The sequence below is a fragment of the Flavobacterium sp. ASV13 genome (assembly GCF_000745775.1).
Taxonomy (GTDB): Bacteria; Bacteroidota; Bacteroidia; order Flavobacteriales; family Flavobacteriaceae; genus Flavobacterium.
In genome coordinates this window covers 539150-556452 of record NZ_JQJY01000003.1, presented here as the reverse complement: position 1 = coordinate 556452, position 17303 = coordinate 539150, and the positions used below count along the sequence as shown (strand labels likewise).

Below are 17303 nucleotides of genomic sequence, written 5' to 3'. Positions count from 1 at the left end.
TGGCTTGATAGTTATTTCCTTTATAAATAAAGGGTTAAAAACGTAGGATTGAAACTTTAACTAAATATTAACAATAATAATAACGGAACGATCGTTCCGTTATTATATCTTTGTGCCATAATAATTGAATAATCAATAACTTAAAAACAAATAAAATGAAAAATTTAGAAAACAAAGTAGCAATCGTGACAGGTGGAAACAGTGGAATTGGATATGCAGCAGCAACTGATTTAGTAGCAAAAGGTGCAAAAGTAATTGTAACAGGAAGAAACAAAGAAGCTTTAGCAAAAGCGGAAACAGAATTGAACGTTACCGGAATCGTTGCAGATCAGTCTGATTTAAAATCAATTGATAATTTAGTTGAAGAAGTAAAAGCAAAATTCGGAAAAGTAGATATTCTGTTTTTAAATGCCGGAATTGCAGCTTTTGCTCCAGTTGATTCTGCTTCAGAAGATCATTATGACAGTATTATGAATGTGAATGTAAAAGGAGTTTATTTTACAGTTCAAAAAGTGTTGCCAATTTTAAATTATGGTGGTTCTATTATTTTCAATACTTCAGTAAATGCACAATTAGGAATGCCAGGTTCAAGTGTTTATGGAGCAAGTAAAGCAGCAGTTTTATCATTAAACAAAATTTTTGCAGCAGAATTAGCACCAAGAAAAATCAGAGTGAATGCAGTTTCTCCTGGTCCAATCGAAACTCCTTTATACGGTAAAGTTGGTTTAGAAAAAGAAGAAGTTGAAGGTTTAGGCGCAGCTTTAGGGCAAAAGATTTTATTGAAACGTTTTGGACAAGCTACAGAAGTTGCAAAAACAATCAGTTTCCTTGCTTCTGATGATGCTTCATTTATTACAGGAACTGAAATTGTTGTTGACGGTGGACTTACTGTAAATACAGTGTTATAATTTTTTTGACTAATTCAGGAACGATTGTTCCGTATTTTTAGTATCTTTGGAAAAGAATTTAATTTTGAAGCGATGGCTAGAACGAAAGAATTTAATGAAGATCAGGCTTTAGATAAAGCAATTGAGATTTTTTGGCACAAAGGTTACAACGGAACTTCTGCACAGGATTTGGTAACGCATTTAAGTTTAAGTCGTTCTAGTTTGTATGATACTTTTGGCGATAAGCAAAAGCTTTTTGTGAAATCATTGCAACGATATCAACAGCAAAATGAAGAGAGTCTTAAATTGCTTTTTGAAAATGCTGAAAACATTAAAACCGCTTTAACTGAAATTTTTAAACAAGCTGTTGTAGAAAGTCTTCAGGATCGAATAACAAAAGGTTGTTTTATGGTAAACTCAGCGGTTGAATTGGCGATGCATGATCCTGAAATTGGAAAAATCGTTCATGATAATCAAAAATCGGTTGAAGAAGTTTTTTATCAGGCCATAAAAAAAGGGCAGGAGTCAGGACAGATTTCTGATAAACAGGAAGCTCGATCTTTAGCTCGTTTTATTTTTAACAATTATTCCGGAATTCGGGTTTTGGCAAGGGCAGGCGAGAGAGACAAACAAGTTTATGATGATATTTTAAAATCGATTTTCGCCTTGTTTTAGAAAATCTATTGCAATAAAAGAGGGCAACTAGATAAAAGGTGCCCTCTTTATTTGTATCACATATAATGCTTATTGACTAATCTGCAATAGCAAGTACTGGCTCTATTCTAATAAACTCTTTTTTGCCACTTTTCTCCTTAACCAAATAAGTAATTTTGCTACTAAAATACTTTAAAAGTTGATTATTGTTTAATTTTGGCACGTTCGATTTATTGTAGAAGTTAGGCTGTCTTATTGTTTCCTTGAGACAAAGAATTCTTTTAGGTTTTAAGCCGTTTACAACTTCAGCTCGTTTAAAATAAAACATTTCTGTATTATCAGTGTCTTTCAAGGAAAAGATTAAATCAGATTCAGATTCAGATTCTTTGATGTAAGATCTATCAAACTTAAAAAAGAGGGTATCCTTTTCCTTTTCTTGTGCTTGTATATTAATTCCAAACAAAAAAGTCATCAATAGACATAAATATATTTTCATAATTTTTAGTTTTAAAATTTATTGTGCGCAAGGAACTGATTTTGTAAACTGAGTTACACGCTTTCCAAGATTTGTTATAGAGGCTTTTTGTGCATCGGTTAATTCTTGCCACGCTTTTACATTCTTTTCTTGTAAACCACCCCACGCCAAAGCTTCATAAACTTCATCACTTGGAGGAACACCGTAATAATTAATATAATTTTGATAATCTTCTGGAAAGATATTTTTATGAAATTCTTTTAAAGCGTCACGCATACTTTCAACATATAAAGCCCCCATCGCACTGTGAAAGTTTTTCTCATATTTTTCAAATACTTGTTTAAAATCTTTCACATCAATACTGTTAATATCTATAACAGTGTTTAATTTCCTTACCATATCTGCGTGTATATATTCGTGCAGTATTATACGTGCCCCTTCCAAACTTGCGAATGCGTCTATTCTACTTGTACTAATTTTAATATCTATTAGTTTGCCAGTTCCTGAATAAAACGTTAATCCATTTAGTTCCGCATTTGTGATTGGATTATAAACTTTATCTTGGGAACTAATTTGAATATCAAATTCAGAATTCCCTGCAAATTTAGATAATAATTTTTGCACAAAAGAATTTCCATTTTGATTAAGTAAAGCATTTAAACACTTTGCTTTCCCAGTAAGCGCATCAATAATTTTTTGAGGCGTTGGTGCCGTTATGCCACCGCCACTACTTGCACCACCACCATTTGGGGAAGTATACCCTCCTGTAGTTCCTCCACCTATTACTGGGCCACGTGGTCCATAATATTCAACTGGGCTTCCTTTGCCTGGGACAGTTATAACAACATCCCTTAACCCGCCACCGTTTACTGTTCCTGCACTGTCACCTGCTGATTTTCCGCCGCATCCCCCATCGCCAAAATCAGCATAAATGCAAGGCGCTTCTATTGGTGCTCTGTTTGTGCTGTTTCTCTGCGAGATGTCTATAACTTCAACAACTCCAGTTTCTACAACCTTATTGTTCTCAAACTTCGCTGCTCTGACAAAACCAGTTTTCAAATCCCAAACGCTCACAAATCCAGTAAAACTACCACCATCAAATGATTGGTTCTTCCTTGCAACATATTTGTTTGTATAAATCTCATAAAGTAGCGCCTTATAGTCTTCTTTGCCCGTTTTGTAAATATACAATCTTTGTTCCCAAAAATCACGTGGGTCACTTTTCACCTCGTTGACTGGAACAATTATTGTTTTTGTCCCGTCGTCCGACCTTGTGTCTTTTGCCTTGTCCCACTGGTAATCCAAGTTTTGAAGATGAGAATAATTCTCCCCGTTTGATTCATACTCTGCAAACCATTTTTTAGCATCAACGATGTTAGCACTTTGAGCAACATCATTATTATCTGCACGCTCATCTTGGGTACATTTCACAAACAAGATGGCGACAAACAAGATTAATAATGAAAATGATAGTTTTGTAATTTTTTTACTCATTTTTTTTTAATTTTTTTTTGTTTACTTAATAAAATTCTTATATTTTCATAAAGCTAAGGTAAATGATATTATTTTTATTTTAATGCAAAAAGACTAAAAAACATAAATGTCAGATTTTTTTTGTCTGTAAAATTCACACAAAACTATTTTAAAACTTTTACGGAAATTCGTAATATAATTAAACCAATAAGATTCAACTTTGAAATACTTTAAAATATGGATATGAAGAAATCTTTAGTTGAAGAGTAAATCGAGCAAAAAAAACAAACAGATTACTAGAAGAAAGCAAAAATGAATCTTGGTTAGAACTTATTATTATAAGGTTTTTATTGTGTTTGGTTATTTGCTGTGCGATAGGTTACCCCAACAAATTAATTTAAAATAGAATGCAATAAAAAAACGGCAGTTACAATTTGTAGCTGCCGTTTTTCTGTTTTAGTAAGTAAGTAATAGAAAATGAAAACTTCTTAGCTTTTTTCTTCTTTATTGAAGTAAACTAAGTAGTAATACATTTGTTTTTCTTCATCCCAGCCTTTTTCAACAAATTTTTCTGCACTTTCAGGATTGATGAAATCCATTTTAATCTGAATGTGAGTATCTAAATTAATCACATTTTTAATCGATTTTCTAGCGTCAGAAACTGCTGCGTTGGCAATTGGGAATGAGGTTACATCTTCGATGCTGTATTTTTCTCCTTTATCAACTTTATAGTTTTTAAATTCTGGAATCAAATCAGGATTGTCTAATACTTCATTCAAGAAATTCTGCTCTTCAAACTGATCATTTTTAGCGAAATAATTCACAGATCGGTTCATAAACATTACTTCCTCTTTCTTGTCTTCTGCTGGCAAAACAACGTCTTTTGCGAAGTTTTGACAGAATTTTAAATATTTTTTAGTGATGAAATTTTCATCTTCAAAAGCATCAACTGATAAAAAGTGCTCTAACCAGTAACGCGCGTCGTAACGGTTGCTGTCTACAGTTAGGATTTTGTAGCCTTCTTCTTTTTTGTAGTTAAAAATCAAACATCCTTTATCTAATTTACTCAAGTTGATTCCTTGTTGTAAAATCATTTCAAGGTTGCTTCCGTTTTCCTCAAACTGTAAAAAGTCGGCTTGTAATTCGCTTTTGAAAATTCCGATTGCATCAACAACATTATTATCGATACTTAGGTTTGTCAAATAAGTCACATAAACCTCTCCGTTTTTAATATGCGGATGATTTGACTGCTCAAATAAATGCTTTGTGATGTTTTTAGAAACCTCATGAACATTTGACGGATTAGCAAAAATCTCAGTTGCATATTTAAACATGTCGTTGTAGTCCAAGTCCACTTCGTGTGCAAACTGATAGTAGTTTTCTTCTTTCTCTCTAAAAGGCTTAAAAAAGAATTCTTTTATCAAAGGAACAATCTCATCATTTAAATTAAATGGTTGCTCTGATAAAAAAATAGCTTCATTACGGCTTTTGTTTCCTACGCGGTGTATCGAAAGCGTGTCGATGTGGGTATTGAAAAGATTTATCATGTGTGTATAGGTGCTGAGGTTCTAAGTTGCTAAAGTACTAAGGTTTAGTTTCTATCTTTTATTTTTTTTATAAAAGAAACTAACATTCTTTCGACCTCTCGACTATCCTCATATAATTTGTTAAAATCGTCTTCTTTTAAATAAGATATATTTTTTGCAATCTCTAATTGCGTCTGCATTTCGAATAGTGATCCAACAGAAATGTTTAAAAAGCGTAAAAAATCTTTATCGCTTTCTCTACCAAATCCTTCTGCAATATTACTGGGAATAGAAATTGAACTGCGTCTAATTTGTGAAGTTAATCCAAAGATTTCTTCTTTAGGAAAATTGTTTGTTGAAAAATAAATTTTGGTTGTTAAGGCCATTGATTTCTGCCAAATAAGAAGACTTCTAAAATTACTCATATTTAATATTTTCAATTCGAAGAATTAAAAATAAGAAAAAACTTTCAAAACAAAAACCTTAGAACCTTAGCATCTCAGAACCTTAGTATCTTAGATTAATTCCAATTCTCCTCAAATCCATAATCTTCGAAGCTGTCATCGCCTTCGAACATATCAAGATCGTCTTCGTCTAAATCGTCTTCAAATTCTCCGTAGATATCGTTGTGCATATCATCGGCTTCAAAGCTTTTTTCAAGAGCTTCGTCTGGCATTTCTCCGTGAGAGAATAAAGTTTCAGGATAAGTTGCGCCAACCGTTTCATCTTCAACTGCAGCCAATTCTACTAAGAAAGTCCACATACTGATGAAATCGTAAACGTAGATAATTTTTGTGTTTTCTTTATCTAAAATACTAGACAATGGATAATCGTTCATGGTTCTCATTTCGCCAGGAACATCTCCTGTATCAAAAAGAGGAATTTCATCTTCTTGATTCCAAGTATCATCACAAGTATAAAATGAAGCCACTTCTGATCCGTCAAAACCAAAAGCGTTGAAGATTGCATTATGTAAATCCTCAAGTGTATCTTCCTCAAGGATAGCAATGTCTCTGAAAATATCTTCTTCGGCGTCTAGAATAACTCTAAATTTATAAACCATAATCTTTGTTTTTATTGAGAGGTCAAAGGTAAAATATAAAAAACGAAATACGAATTCTGAATTACGATTTGTTGAAAAGATTTTATTAAGCTAGATTTCAGTTAGTTTGCCATTTCGACGAAGGAGAAATCGCACTAGAAATTCCGCAAAGCAAATTATCCAATCTGTGTGGATTCCCGCTTGTGATTTCTCCTTCGTCGAAATGACAAACTAGCTGTGAAAATAACTTATTTTCTAGCCAGCCTTTTTCGAATTTTATGATAATGTTTGTGATAAGTACTGTGACTTGGATAACTTCTGCTGGAAGTCATATTATTAAAAACCAAAGCCGTTATAAACAAAATTAATACACCGACTAAAACCGGAGAAATGACATACATATAACCAAGGTCTTTTACTTTTTCAGTTCCAATAACAGCAATTAAGGCTGTTGCTCCTCCTGGCGGATGAAGTGTTTTGGTAATTTGCATTAAAATAATGGCAATCGAAACGGCAAGTGGAGCGGCGATATACATAATATCGGGAACCAATTTATGAACAGTGACACCTACGATTGCAGAAATTACATGTCCGCCAATCAAATTTCGGGGTTGGGAAAACGGACTCTGAATAATTCCGTAAACGAGAACGCTCGAAGCTCCAAAAGAACCGATCAAATAAACGGCATCACTTCCTGAAAAATGCATTGATTGAACGTATGCTAAAATTCCAATTCCAAAAAATGACCCTAAAAAGGACCAGAAATGTTCTTTATAATCAATTAATGTTTCTTTGTAAAGAATGTAACGTGTTTTGCGGTAGCTTCTTTTTATTTTTTCAGTTGGCATAATGTGGTATTATTTTGCTCGTTATGCTTTTAAATATATTTTGCTAGATGTTTTAATCTCTAGATTTAGTTTGGAAATTATTTAACTAAACTTGGGGAATAACTATATACAGTATAAGGATATATCATTTTTGCGGTATATTTTGAAATCAAACAAACTGCAAGAATTGGGAAAAACAATGTATAGTCATTTGTTAATCCGCAAACTAAGAAAATTGCAGTAAAAGGCGCATGAATGCTCGCACTCAAAACTGCTGCCATTCCAATAATCATAAAGTTAACCGGAATTACATTTACATGGAAAAAGCTGTTTAAGATGGATGCTAATAACAATCCTAAAAATGCGCCTATAAATAAACTTGGTGCAAAAACGCCGCCATCTCCACCAGAAGCCAATGTAATTGAAGTAACAATTGGTTTTAGAATCAATATTCCGATAAATGTAAAGGCTAAAGTTATCGTTAACGGAATGTGAGATGAAGTTCCAAAAATTCCTTTTATTGCATGATAACCTTCACCATATAATTGAGGAAAAATAAATAGCGAAACGCTCAAAACAACTGAACCAATTAAAATTTTATAGTAATGTGTATCAATTTTTCCAAATTGTGATTTAAAGAATAATACGCAACGTGTTAGATAAACAGAATTTATTCCGGCTAAAATTCCCAAAAGAATAAAATATGGAATCGCTTTTAAGTTCCATGTTTCGATTGAAACGGCAAATAATGGTTCTTCTTTTAAAATAGTTAGTAAACCAAAAGCAATTGAAACTGCAATTACATTTGAAATTATAAAAGCTCGTGTCACTTTTCTGGAAATTACTTCGAATGCAAATAAAACTCCTGCAATTGGACTGCTGAAAAGTGCTGTAACACCCGCTGCAACTCCGGCACAGATTAATTCGGTTTTGTATTGACGAAAAACATTTTCTTTTTCGTGAGCAACTGAGCCAATCGTCGCTGTAGCAACAACAGTCGAAACTTCGATTCCGGTTGAGCCTCCAAAAATAACCGTTAATAATCCGTTGATAAAGTGTGATGGGATTTTATAGGAAGGAAGGTTTTTAGATTTTGAATTTGTACTTTCAAAAACCTCTTTAATCCCTTTATTTTCTTTTTTCTTGAAAAGATATTGTCTTAAAAAGTAAATTACTGATAAACCAAAAACAGGGAATAAGATGTAAAATATCGGATGAACAGTTACTTCGTGAAAGAAAATTTCTTCGTAATACTCTGTTATTTTTTTTAACGAAATTCCGAGAAAAGCAGAAAGAAAGCCAATTAAAATAGAAACAATAACTAATTTTCGGAGTTTGATTAATTGATGATTTTTTTTGATTTGCGCCGTTTTGTTCATCAGAAGTGATTTTGTAGTCGCCAGATTTTATTTGCGATTTCACAAAATTAGACAATCAAATCTGTTTTTTAATAATAATTGGTCTTTAATATATGTTAAAATTAATAAAATAAGAAAATTCTTTCGATGTGTAGTTTTGTCACAAAAGGAGAAATCACACTAGGAATTCCACATGCTATATCGCCAATCTTTGTCGAGTTTCTAGTGTGATTTCTCGTTCCTCGAAATGACAAATGAGAAAACCTTAGTATCTTAGAGTCTTAGAACCTCAGAACCTTTAAAACCTATCTTTCATAAAACTCAATCGGCAACAAATCAGGATCTGCAATAAAAGTAAAACGCTTTTCAGTTGTTTCGTCGATTCTAATAGGTTCCGATTCTATTTTCTTTGAATTTAAAAAAGCAATAGTTTCTTCTAAATTAATAACCTCGAAAGCCAAATGACGTAAACCAACAGCTTCAGGTCTTGAAGGTCTTTGTGGCGGATTTGGGAAGGAGAATAATTCAACAACATAAGAACCATTTAAAGCCAAATCTAGTTTATAAGACTGGCGTTCTTCACGATAAATTTCTCGAATAATAGTTAAACCCAAAATCTGAGTGTAGAAATATTTTGATTTTTCATAATCGGAGCATAAAATGGCAATATGATGAACTTTGTTAAGAGTAAGCATTATTTAGTAGATTCAGGTTCTTGATTTAATTTTCGAATAACTTTTGCCGGATTTCCAACGGCGAGTGAATTGTCTGGAATATCTTTTGTAGCAACAGATCCAGCGCCAATAACACAACCTTTTCCGATTGTTACGCCAGGACAAATAACCGAATTTCCGCCAATCCAGCAATCGTCTCCAATAGTAACAGGATAAGCATTTTCAAGCGTTTTTCTTAATTCAGCGTCAAGCGGATGTGAAGCAGTATAAATTTGAACATTTGGTGCAATAAATACATTTGAGCCAATATTTACTGGCGCGCAGTCCAAAACAACACAATTCACGTTGAAATAAACATTCTCTCCACAGAAAATATTATAACCATAATCGCAATGAAAAGGAGGTTCTATATATAGACCAGCTCCCGCATTCGGAATCAGTTCTTTTAAAATTTCTTTTGCTTTTTTAGTAACTCTGTATTCTTTTACGTTTAGGCTGTGCAAAAGGTTTTTTGCAGCTCTTCGGCCTTTAAGTAATTCTGGATCAAAGGCATTGTAATATTCGCCAGAGATCATTTTTTCTTTTTCTGTTTTCATATTTACATTTTCGTCTTGGCGATTTTCTCGTGTATTTTCACAGTTTCCTGCAAAGCTGCGGTGCAATACCAAGGCGTTAATTCGGCTTCGAGTAAGTTTGCTTTTATTGCGGGATCAGTGGCAACAAGCGCTTTAGCTTCTTCAATTGTTTCTACGTTAAAAACGTAAATACCGCGATAATTTCGGTCGTTTTTCATGAAAGGTCCGGCAACAACTAGTTTTCCTTCTTTGGCAAGTTTGCCAATGTTTGCCATATGACCTTCAAATAATTTTTTAGTTTCCTCTTTTGAAGCTGTTGTATTGGTTCCTGATTTTAATAAGCAGAAAACATATTTTTTCATTCCGTATTCGTCGGCATGAAGAGATTTTGCAAGATTTTCATCGTATTTGACTTCGGTTTCTTGAGAAAATCCGATTGCATTCATCAATAAAAAAACGAGTAATAATATTGATTTTTTCATATAATATTTATTTAAAAATGGCTCTCAATTTTGTCATTCCGAGGAACGAGGAATCTTCGTAAGAAACTCCGTGTGCAAAATCGCCAATCTTTGTAGAGTTACTCGTGAAGATTCCTCGTTCCTCGGAATGACAAGATTGCCAAAAAAAGTAAAATTTTGTTGTCTGTTATAGTAATTTCTTCAAAATAACAATTTGCCCTAAATGATACACATCGTGCTGAATAATTCCGTGAATATCTTCATAAAAGTTATGATTATTATTTTGATCTATTTTATCAAAATCGGCATCATTAAAATTACTCAAACAATCATTCCATAATTCCTGAGATTTTGCCAGACTTTGTAGTGATTGTTCCCAAGCTGGCTCAGATGAATCTAAAATTGGCACAAAATAATTATGATCGGGAGTTGTAATTATTTCTCCTTGAACACGTTTTAATATGTTTCTTCTCCATTGTATTAGGTGATTGACAATTTCCCAAATTGTGTTTAAATTAGGATTGATTTTTTTATAAGCCTGAGCTGCAGTTACATCTTTTAAAGTATCTGCTAAGGTAACTTCAAGCCATGGATTTCCATTATAAATGGATTGATATAAATTCGAAACTCTTTTACTTTCTGACATAGTTAATAGTTTTAGAAACACTACAGCTAAGATACAAATAAGTATTTTACAACTCATCCCCGAAATTCTACAATTGGGTTATTTAATATTTTTTAACAAGAAATGTTAAAATACATTTGCTTCATCAAAAACCAAGATCATGAAAACTAGAATTACTTTTATTTTATTATTAATAAGCATTTTTACTTTTGCCCAAAGTACTATTTCAGGAAAAGTAGTAGACCAAAAAGGAAAACCAGTTGCTGGCGCAAATATTTATATTGACGGAACTTATGACGGAGCTACAAGTTCTGAGACGGGAGACTTTTCTTTTCAAACCAGTGAAACGGGAAATAAGTTTATCGTAGTAAGTTTTTTACTTTTTGAAACTTTCAAACAAGAAATTGATGTTGCAAATTACAAAGACCAAACAATCAAATTAAGAGAAAATGTTAACACGCTAGATGCGGTTGTTATCACTGCCGGAACATTAGAATCTGGTGATAAAGCTAGAGTTTCGGTTTTGAAACCTTTAGATATTGTAACTACAGCTGGTTCTGCCGGAAATATTATCGCGGCTTTACAGACTTTGCCGGGAACGCAGAATGTAGGCGAGGACGGACGTTTGTTTGTGCGTGGTGGAGAAGCCAGCGAAACTCAGACTTTTGTTGACGGAATTCGCGTTGCGCAACCCTACGGAGCAACAACAAATAATTTGCCTACAAGAAGTAGATTTTCTCCTTTCTTGTTTAGTGGAATTGCTTTTTCTACCGGAGGTTACTCTGCAGAATATGGTGAAGCTTTATCAAGTGTTTTGCTTTTGAATACGAATGATGAAGAAGACCATGAAAAAACAGATATTTCATTTATGACTGTTGGTTTGGGCTTAGGAAATACGCAAAAATTCAAGAAAAGTTCTTTGAGCGTAAACATGATGTATGTGAACTTAGCACCTTATCAGGCGGTAATTCCTCAAAATGTAGATTGGAATAATCCGTATCAATCACTTGGTGGAGAAACCGTTTACAGATACAATTTCACAAACGGAATCTTTAAATTATATGCTTCTTTCGATTCAGAAAAATTCGATTTAAATCAGAAGAATATCAATTTTGAAAATCCAATCAGAACAGATATGAACAACAATAATTTCTATTTGAATTCTTCTTATAAAGGAACTTTTGGAACGGGCTGGCAGTTGACTTCTGGAATTAGTTACGGCTACAGCAAAAATAAAATGACATACAATATCACCGATGTTGACAACAACGAAAATGCTGCTCAGCTGAAATTAAAATTGCAGAAAAAAGTTTCAAACTATTTTAAATTGTCTTTTGGTACCGATTATTTCATCACAAAATTCAACGAAAATGTAGATGATAATGTTTCTATTGATGTGTCAAACGGTTACGATTCGAACATTTTTGCAGCATATACCGAAGCAGATATTCTATTTTCTAAAAAACTGGCAATGAAAGTTGGATTGAGATATTCAAATAATAGTTTGTTAAACGAAAATAATATTGCGCCAAGAGCTTCATTGGCTTACAAAGTTTCAAAAAGCAGCCAATTCTCTTTTGCTTACGGAGATTTTTCGCAAACGCCTGTTGTTGATTATATTAAATATTCAAAATATCATCAATTTGAAAGTGAAAAAGCAAGACATTATATCCTGAATTATCAATTCACAAAACCAGGACAGACTTTTAGAGCAGAGGCTTATTATAAAGAGTATGACAATTTAGTGCAATATGATACGAGAGATATTCAATACAATTCAGTATTCAATAACAACGGTTCAGGATATGCAAAAGGTATCGATTTGTTTTGGAGAGATAGCAATTTGTATAAAAACTTAGAATACTGGATTTCTTATTCTTATATCGATTCAGAAAGACAATATAAAAACTTTCCAACTATGGCGACGCCAAGTTTTGTAGCCAATCACAGTTTGTCTGTAGTAACTAAATATTTTATTACCGACTGGAAATCGCAAATTGGTTTTACAAACAGTTTCAGTTCAGGTCGTCCGTACAATGATCCAAACCAAACACAATTTATGAACGGAAAAACTAAATCATACAATAGTTTGAGTTTCAACTGGGCGTATTTGTTGACAACACAAAAAATCCTTTATTTCTCTGTTTCAAACATTTTAGGAACGCAAAATATATTTGGATATGATTATGCAAAACTGCCAGATCCAAACGGAGTATATCAAAGACAAGCTGTTGTACCTACAGCTGATAGATTCTTCTTCGTAGGTTTCTTCTGGACTATTAGCCAGAATAAAAATGAGAATCAGTTGAAAAACTTGTAGTTCGCGTTAAAGCTACTAAGTTGCTAAGATTCTGAGTTACTAAGGTTTTGTCTCGCTGAAAAACTTAGAATCTTAGCCACTCAGAATCTTAGTAGCTTAAAAAAAACAATTCAGTAACCAAATTCGACAACTCGGTATCATTTAATTTTAAAAGAGTAAAAACAGACATACTTTTGAAGTATAAATTAAAAGGAACAAAGAAACAAAGTGACAAAGGTTCAAAGTTTATTTAATAAGAAAATCAAGCCTTTGTCACTTTGCAACTCTGAACCTTAAAAAAAAGAGTTTTAATCATCAACAAAAAATAACCTTAAAAAAAAGAAATCATGACCAAAATTATCACAGTTATTACATTATTTATTTGCAGTTTATTATCTGCACAAACACAATTTGAACAAGGAATGGGAAAAGCTTTCGGGCTTTGGAAAGAAGGAAAAAATGCAGAAGCTTCGGCAATGTTTGAAAGAATCGCAGCAGCGGAGAAAAACAGTTATCTGCCAAATTATTATGTAGCTTTAATCAACACGACATCGGCTTTTAGCGAAAAAGATAAAACAAAAATCGATTTGTTATTAACTAAAGCTCAAGATGCATTAGATGTTGAATTTATAAAAGATCAAAATAATGCCGAACTTTATGCTATGCAGGCTTTAATTTATACGGCTTGGGTAGTTGCAGATCCAATGACAAACGGAATGAAATATTCGGCTAAAGTGATGGAAGCTTACGCAAAAGGAAAAGCGATCGACCCAAATAATCCGAGAATTGTTTTTGGTGAAGCTGATTATCAAATTGGAGGAGCAAAATGGTCAGGTGTAGATACAAAACCATTATGTGCACAAGTTGACAGAGCTATTGAACTTTTTGCTACATTTAAACCTGCAACACCTTTTTCACCAAAATGGGGATTAGAAAGAGCTTTGGAAACTCAAAAAAATTGTAAAAAATAAAAACTAATTTAAGCTGATTTAGAATGAAAGACTATAGAAGTAGCTTTGCAGATGTAAGAAATGGAACAATCACATGTTTCAAGATTTCTATGGTCTTTGCCATATTATTTTCAGCATTTTTAGGAGACGATTTCAGTGTTAAAAACGTTGCAGTAACTTTTTTTGTAAGCTGTCTTTATTCTTTCGGACTCGGTTTTGGAAACGGATTTATTAGTGTTTATCTGGATAAAAAATGGGATTGGCTGGAACAAACAAATTTGAGAGTTTATTACGGAATCCTGACTACTGTGTTGTATACGGTTCCGGTAGTTTTAGGAATAAATTATTTCATTTTTGTTATCCTGCAACACGTGACTTTAGATGTATTTTTTAGTGCAAGAATGCTTTGGGTGCATCTTTTTTATATCGTTGTTTCTTTAGGAGTTTCGACTTTCTTGCAGGCCAGAAGTTTTATGGTAAAATGGAAACAGGCATCAAAATTTGAAATCACGCAACAAAAGATTATCGCCGGAACAGCAAATGCTAAATTCGAAAGCTTAAAAAATCAAATTGATCCACATTTCCTTTTTAACAGTTTGAATGTATTAAGTTCTTTGATTGAAGAAAATCCAGATAATGCACAACGATTTACCACTTCTTTGTCTAAAATCTATCGCTATGTTTTGGAGCAAAAAGATAAAGAATTGGTTTCAGTTGAAGACGAATTGTCATTTGCGAAAACGTACATGAACTTGCTGAAAATGCGTTTCGAAAATAGTTTGTTTTATGAATTGCCTTCAACAGCCATTAATCCTGATGCAAAAGTGGTTCCGTTATCGTTGCAGCTTTTATTAGAAAATACGGTAAAACACAATGTTGTAAGCGAACAAAAACCTTTGCATATCAGAATTTTTATTGACGGAGATTATCTGGCGATTCAAAATGATTTTCAAAAGAAAGAAGTTTTGCAGGACAGACAAGGAGTTGGATTAACAAACATCGTAAACCGATACGGAATTGTAACCAACAGAAAAGTTTTAGTAGAACAAAATGAAAAAACATTCACAGTTAAGATTCCGATTTTAACTAAACAAATAACAGTTATGGAAACAAGTGCAGACTATAGCGATGAAAACAAAGCTTATTTCAGAGCTAAAAAAAGAGTAGAGGAATTAAAAGGTTTTTACGGAAATGTTATTTCGTATTGTTGTGTGATTCCGTTTTTAATTTTTATAAATTTGAGATATTCTCCTGGATTTCAATGGTTTTGGTTTTCGGCTTTGGGCTGGGGATTTGGAGTTGTAATGCATGCTTTTAAAGTTTTTGGTTACAGCTCAGATTGGGAAGAACGTAAAATTAGAGAGATTTTAGAAAAAGAAAACAACAAACAAACCTGGAAATAATGGAAACAAATTTCAATAATAATCAGGAGGAATATGATTTACAGCAGTTTGCTAAAAGAAAAATAGAGAAGCTTAAATCATTTTATTCACACGCATTTGTCTTTTTTATTGGATGGGTAATTTATGTATTGAAAGAATATTTTGGAGTTCCATTTAATTTTTTGCCCATAAAATATATTAACGGATTTGTAATGGCCATCTGGACAACAGCATTTTTAATTAACGCAATAGATTTATTTGCTTCGTTTAAAATTTTTGGAACCGAATGGGAAGAGCGTAAAGTAAAAAGTATCTTGGAAAAAGAAAGCGAAAAACAAAAATGGGAATAATCATGGAACCAGATTATACTGAAGCAAAACGTTATCAGAAAGCTCAAAAAAGAGTAAAAGAGATTAGAGGATTTTACGAGCATTTAACCGTTTTTATTCTGGTAACTGTAATCCTGATTGTTATAAACCTGATGACTTCGCCAGAATATTTATGGTTTATATGGTGTGTGTTCGGCTGGGGAATAGGAGTAGTGATTCACGGTCTAAAAACATTTGAAATTTCACCTGCTTTTAGTAAAGAATGGGAGGAGCGAAAAATAAAAGAAATTTTAGAAAAAGAAAAAAATAAACAAACTTGGAAATAATTATGGAAACAAATTGTAATAATGACCGAGGGAAATTTGAGTTTCAACAAATTTTCAGCAAAAAATCTGTTCAATTCAGATCTTTATATATACACGCATTTGTTTATGCAATTGGATTGACGATCTATCTTTTAAAAGAATTTTACGGAGTTTCACTGAATTTCTTTCCTGTACGATATTTAAATAGTGTTGTAATGGTAATTTGGACAAGTGTATTTTTAGTATCTGTAATCGATTTGTTTGCTTCATATAAGATTTTTGATGAAGAATGGGAAGAGCGAAAATTGAAAAGCCTTTTAGATAATAAAAAAGTAAAAAAACAAAAATGGGAATAATCATGGAAGTAAATTTTAATGACGAGGATAAATATTACCTGGCTAAAAAGAAAGTCGAGAATATTAAAGGTTTTTATGGAAACTTAACGGCCTATATTTCAGTAAACATAGTTTTGATTGTTATAAATTTAATGACTTCACCAAATCATCTTTGGTTTTATTGGCCATTAATGTGGTGGGGCGTTGGAGTTCTTTTTCACGGATTAAAAGTTTTTGAAGTATTTCCGGTTCTTGGAAAAGACTGGGAAGAAAAAAAGATAAAAGAACTGATGGAAAAGGAAAAAGAGAACAAAAAGAAATGGCAATAATCATTAAAGGATAAAAAAAATGGGACGTTTAAGAAGACGCATGTACGAAGAATACAGAAACGAATTTTCGAGCGATGAACGCTTTAATATTGCATACAGAAAAGTGAGAAGAATAAAAGGTTTTTATTCGCACTTAAAAGTATATCTAATTGTGAACGCAATTATTATCATTTCGAGTTTGAACAGAGAGTTTGTTGGAAGCCATTTTAATGATAGTGGCTTATTTGAATGGCATACCTATTCTACAGCTTTTTACTGGGGAATTGCATTAGTAATGCATGCTGTATCAGTTTTTGGACGAGACATATTCTTTAGTGATGATTGGGAGGAAAGAAAGATTCAGGAATATATGAATCAGGAATCTACGAAAGCAAATAAATGGCAATAATTTAAAAGACATATAAAATGAGACGTTTTGGAAGAAACATTTTTGAAGATTATGGCGAAGAGGAATATAGTAAAGATGAAAACTTTAATATTGCTTATCGAAAAGTAAAAAGAATAAAAGGCTTTTACTCGCATTTGCGAATTTACATTATTGTAAATGCCATAATTATAGTAACAAATTTAAACCGTGATGTCTTTGGAAAAGATATAATTTACAACGGTTTATCAGACTGGCATACTTATTCTACTGCTTTCTATTGGGGAATAGCATTGTTAATCCATGCTTTTTCTGTTTTTGGACCAGATGTCTTTTTTGGCAGTGAATGGGAAAAGAAAAAAATTCAGAAGTATATGGATAAAGAAGCTCAAAATACCAATAAATGGGAGTAATTTTACCAAAACTATAACCA

The 17303-nt window shown here is 32.6% G+C and carries 22 protein-coding genes; 11 read left to right on the top strand and 11 right to left on the bottom strand.

What is annotated here, in order from left to right; genetic code table 11:
* Positions 1-155: 155 nt before the first annotated feature.
* A complete protein-coding gene (locus GQ47_RS09730; RefSeq protein WP_035647722.1) occupies positions 156-908 on the top strand; it encodes a glucose 1-dehydrogenase in 753 nt (250 codons plus the stop codon).
* Between the two features lie 72 nt (positions 909-980).
* Complete coding sequence (locus tag GQ47_RS09725; protein ID WP_035648156.1) at positions 981-1562, top strand: TetR/AcrR family transcriptional regulator; 582 nt, start codon at positions 981-983, stop codon at positions 1560-1562.
* Between the two features lie 76 nt (positions 1563-1638).
* Here the strand turns inward: GQ47_RS09725 and GQ47_RS09720 are convergent, their stop codons facing one another.
* The 11 genes from GQ47_RS09720 to GQ47_RS09670 all read right to left on the bottom strand — a co-directional run bounded on the left by GQ47_RS09720 (position 1639) and on the right by GQ47_RS09670 (position 10598).
* A complete protein-coding gene (locus tag GQ47_RS09720) occupies positions 1639-2037 on the bottom strand; it encodes a hypothetical protein (RefSeq protein ID WP_035647719.1) in 399 nt (132 codons plus the stop codon).
* Positions 2038-2055: 18 nt separating this feature from the next.
* Complete coding sequence (locus GQ47_RS09715) at positions 2056-3510, bottom strand: hypothetical protein (protein ID WP_152561017.1); 1455 nt, start codon at positions 3508-3510, stop codon at positions 2056-2058.
* A gap of 467 nt (positions 3511-3977) precedes the next feature.
* Positions 3978-5036, bottom strand: a complete 1059-nt coding sequence (locus tag GQ47_RS09710) for a nucleoid-associated protein (RefSeq protein ID WP_035647713.1) — start codon at positions 5034-5036, stop codon at positions 3978-3980.
* A gap of 44 nt (positions 5037-5080) precedes the next feature.
* Positions 5081-5440 (bottom strand): four helix bundle protein, encoded by a 360-nt coding sequence (locus GQ47_RS09705; protein ID WP_035647712.1) that lies wholly within the window; start codon positions 5438-5440, stop codon positions 5081-5083.
* Between the two features lie 95 nt (positions 5441-5535).
* Positions 5536-6078: an IS1096 element passenger TnpR family protein gene (locus tag GQ47_RS09700; protein ID WP_035647709.1), complete on the bottom strand. Its 543-nt coding sequence runs from the start codon at positions 6076-6078 to the stop codon at positions 5536-5538.
* Positions 6079-6305: 227 nt separating this feature from the next.
* Complete coding sequence (locus GQ47_RS09695; protein WP_035647707.1) at positions 6306-6905, bottom strand: HPP family protein; 600 nt, start codon at positions 6903-6905, stop codon at positions 6306-6308.
* A gap of 77 nt (positions 6906-6982) precedes the next feature.
* Positions 6983-8263, bottom strand: coding sequence for a chloride channel protein (locus tag GQ47_RS09690; protein ID WP_035647705.1), 1281 nt, complete (start codon positions 8261-8263; stop codon positions 6983-6985).
* A gap of 284 nt (positions 8264-8547) precedes the next feature.
* The gene (locus GQ47_RS09685; protein WP_035647704.1) at positions 8548-8937 is read right to left on the bottom strand and encodes an SMU1112c/YaeR family gloxylase I-like metalloprotein; all 390 of its coding nucleotides are present in this window, start codon (positions 8935-8937) and stop codon (positions 8548-8550) included.
* Positions 8937-9512, bottom strand: coding sequence for a sugar O-acetyltransferase (locus GQ47_RS09680; protein WP_035647702.1), 576 nt, complete (start codon positions 9510-9512; stop codon positions 8937-8939). The genes GQ47_RS09685 and GQ47_RS09680 overlap by 1 nt, the downstream gene beginning before the upstream one ends.
* A gap of 2 nt (positions 9513-9514) precedes the next feature.
* On the bottom strand, positions 9515-9973 hold the full coding sequence (locus GQ47_RS09675) for a YciI family protein (protein ID WP_035647699.1): 459 nt from the start codon (positions 9971-9973) through the stop codon (positions 9515-9517).
* A gap of 166 nt (positions 9974-10139) precedes the next feature.
* Complete coding sequence (locus tag GQ47_RS09670) at positions 10140-10598, bottom strand: DinB family protein (protein ID WP_035647698.1); 459 nt, start codon at positions 10596-10598, stop codon at positions 10140-10142.
* A gap of 139 nt (positions 10599-10737) precedes the next feature.
* Here GQ47_RS09670 and GQ47_RS09665 point away from each other — a divergent pair, with 139 nt between their 5' ends.
* The 9 genes from GQ47_RS09665 (at position 10738) to GQ47_RS09625 (ending at position 17283) form a co-directional block, all read left to right on the top strand.
* Positions 10738-12897, top strand: a complete 2160-nt coding sequence (locus tag GQ47_RS09665) for a TonB-dependent receptor (protein WP_035647697.1) — start codon at positions 10738-10740, stop codon at positions 12895-12897.
* 326 nt (positions 12898-13223) lie between these two features.
* A complete protein-coding gene (locus GQ47_RS09660; protein WP_035647696.1) occupies positions 13224-13847 on the top strand; it encodes a hypothetical protein in 624 nt (207 codons plus the stop codon).
* Between the two features lie 23 nt (positions 13848-13870).
* Positions 13871-15229, top strand: coding sequence for a 2TM domain-containing protein (locus GQ47_RS09655; RefSeq protein WP_035647695.1), 1359 nt, complete (start codon positions 13871-13873; stop codon positions 15227-15229).
* The gene (locus GQ47_RS09650; RefSeq protein ID WP_035647693.1) at positions 15229-15558 is read left to right on the top strand and encodes a 2TM domain-containing protein; all 330 of its coding nucleotides are present in this window, start codon (positions 15229-15231) and stop codon (positions 15556-15558) included. Before GQ47_RS09655 ends, GQ47_RS09650 begins: the two co-directional genes overlap by 1 nt.
* Before the next feature lie 2 nt (positions 15559-15560).
* Positions 15561-15863 (top strand): 2TM domain-containing protein, encoded by a 303-nt coding sequence (locus GQ47_RS09645; RefSeq protein ID WP_035648153.1) that lies wholly within the window; start codon positions 15561-15563, stop codon positions 15861-15863.
* Between the two features lie 2 nt (positions 15864-15865).
* Complete coding sequence (locus GQ47_RS09640) at positions 15866-16198, top strand: 2TM domain-containing protein (RefSeq protein ID WP_035647690.1); 333 nt, start codon at positions 15866-15868, stop codon at positions 16196-16198.
* A gap of 2 nt (positions 16199-16200) precedes the next feature.
* Positions 16201-16506, top strand: coding sequence for a 2TM domain-containing protein (locus GQ47_RS09635; protein ID WP_238567963.1), 306 nt, complete (start codon positions 16201-16203; stop codon positions 16504-16506).
* Between the two features lie 19 nt (positions 16507-16525).
* Positions 16526-16894: a 2TM domain-containing protein gene (locus GQ47_RS09630; protein WP_035647686.1), complete on the top strand. Its 369-nt coding sequence runs from the start codon at positions 16526-16528 to the stop codon at positions 16892-16894.
* Positions 16895-16911: 17 nt separating this feature from the next.
* On the top strand, positions 16912-17283 hold the full coding sequence (locus GQ47_RS09625; RefSeq protein WP_035647684.1) for a 2TM domain-containing protein: 372 nt from the start codon (positions 16912-16914) through the stop codon (positions 17281-17283).
* The last annotated feature ends 20 nt before the right edge of the window (positions 17284-17303 follow it).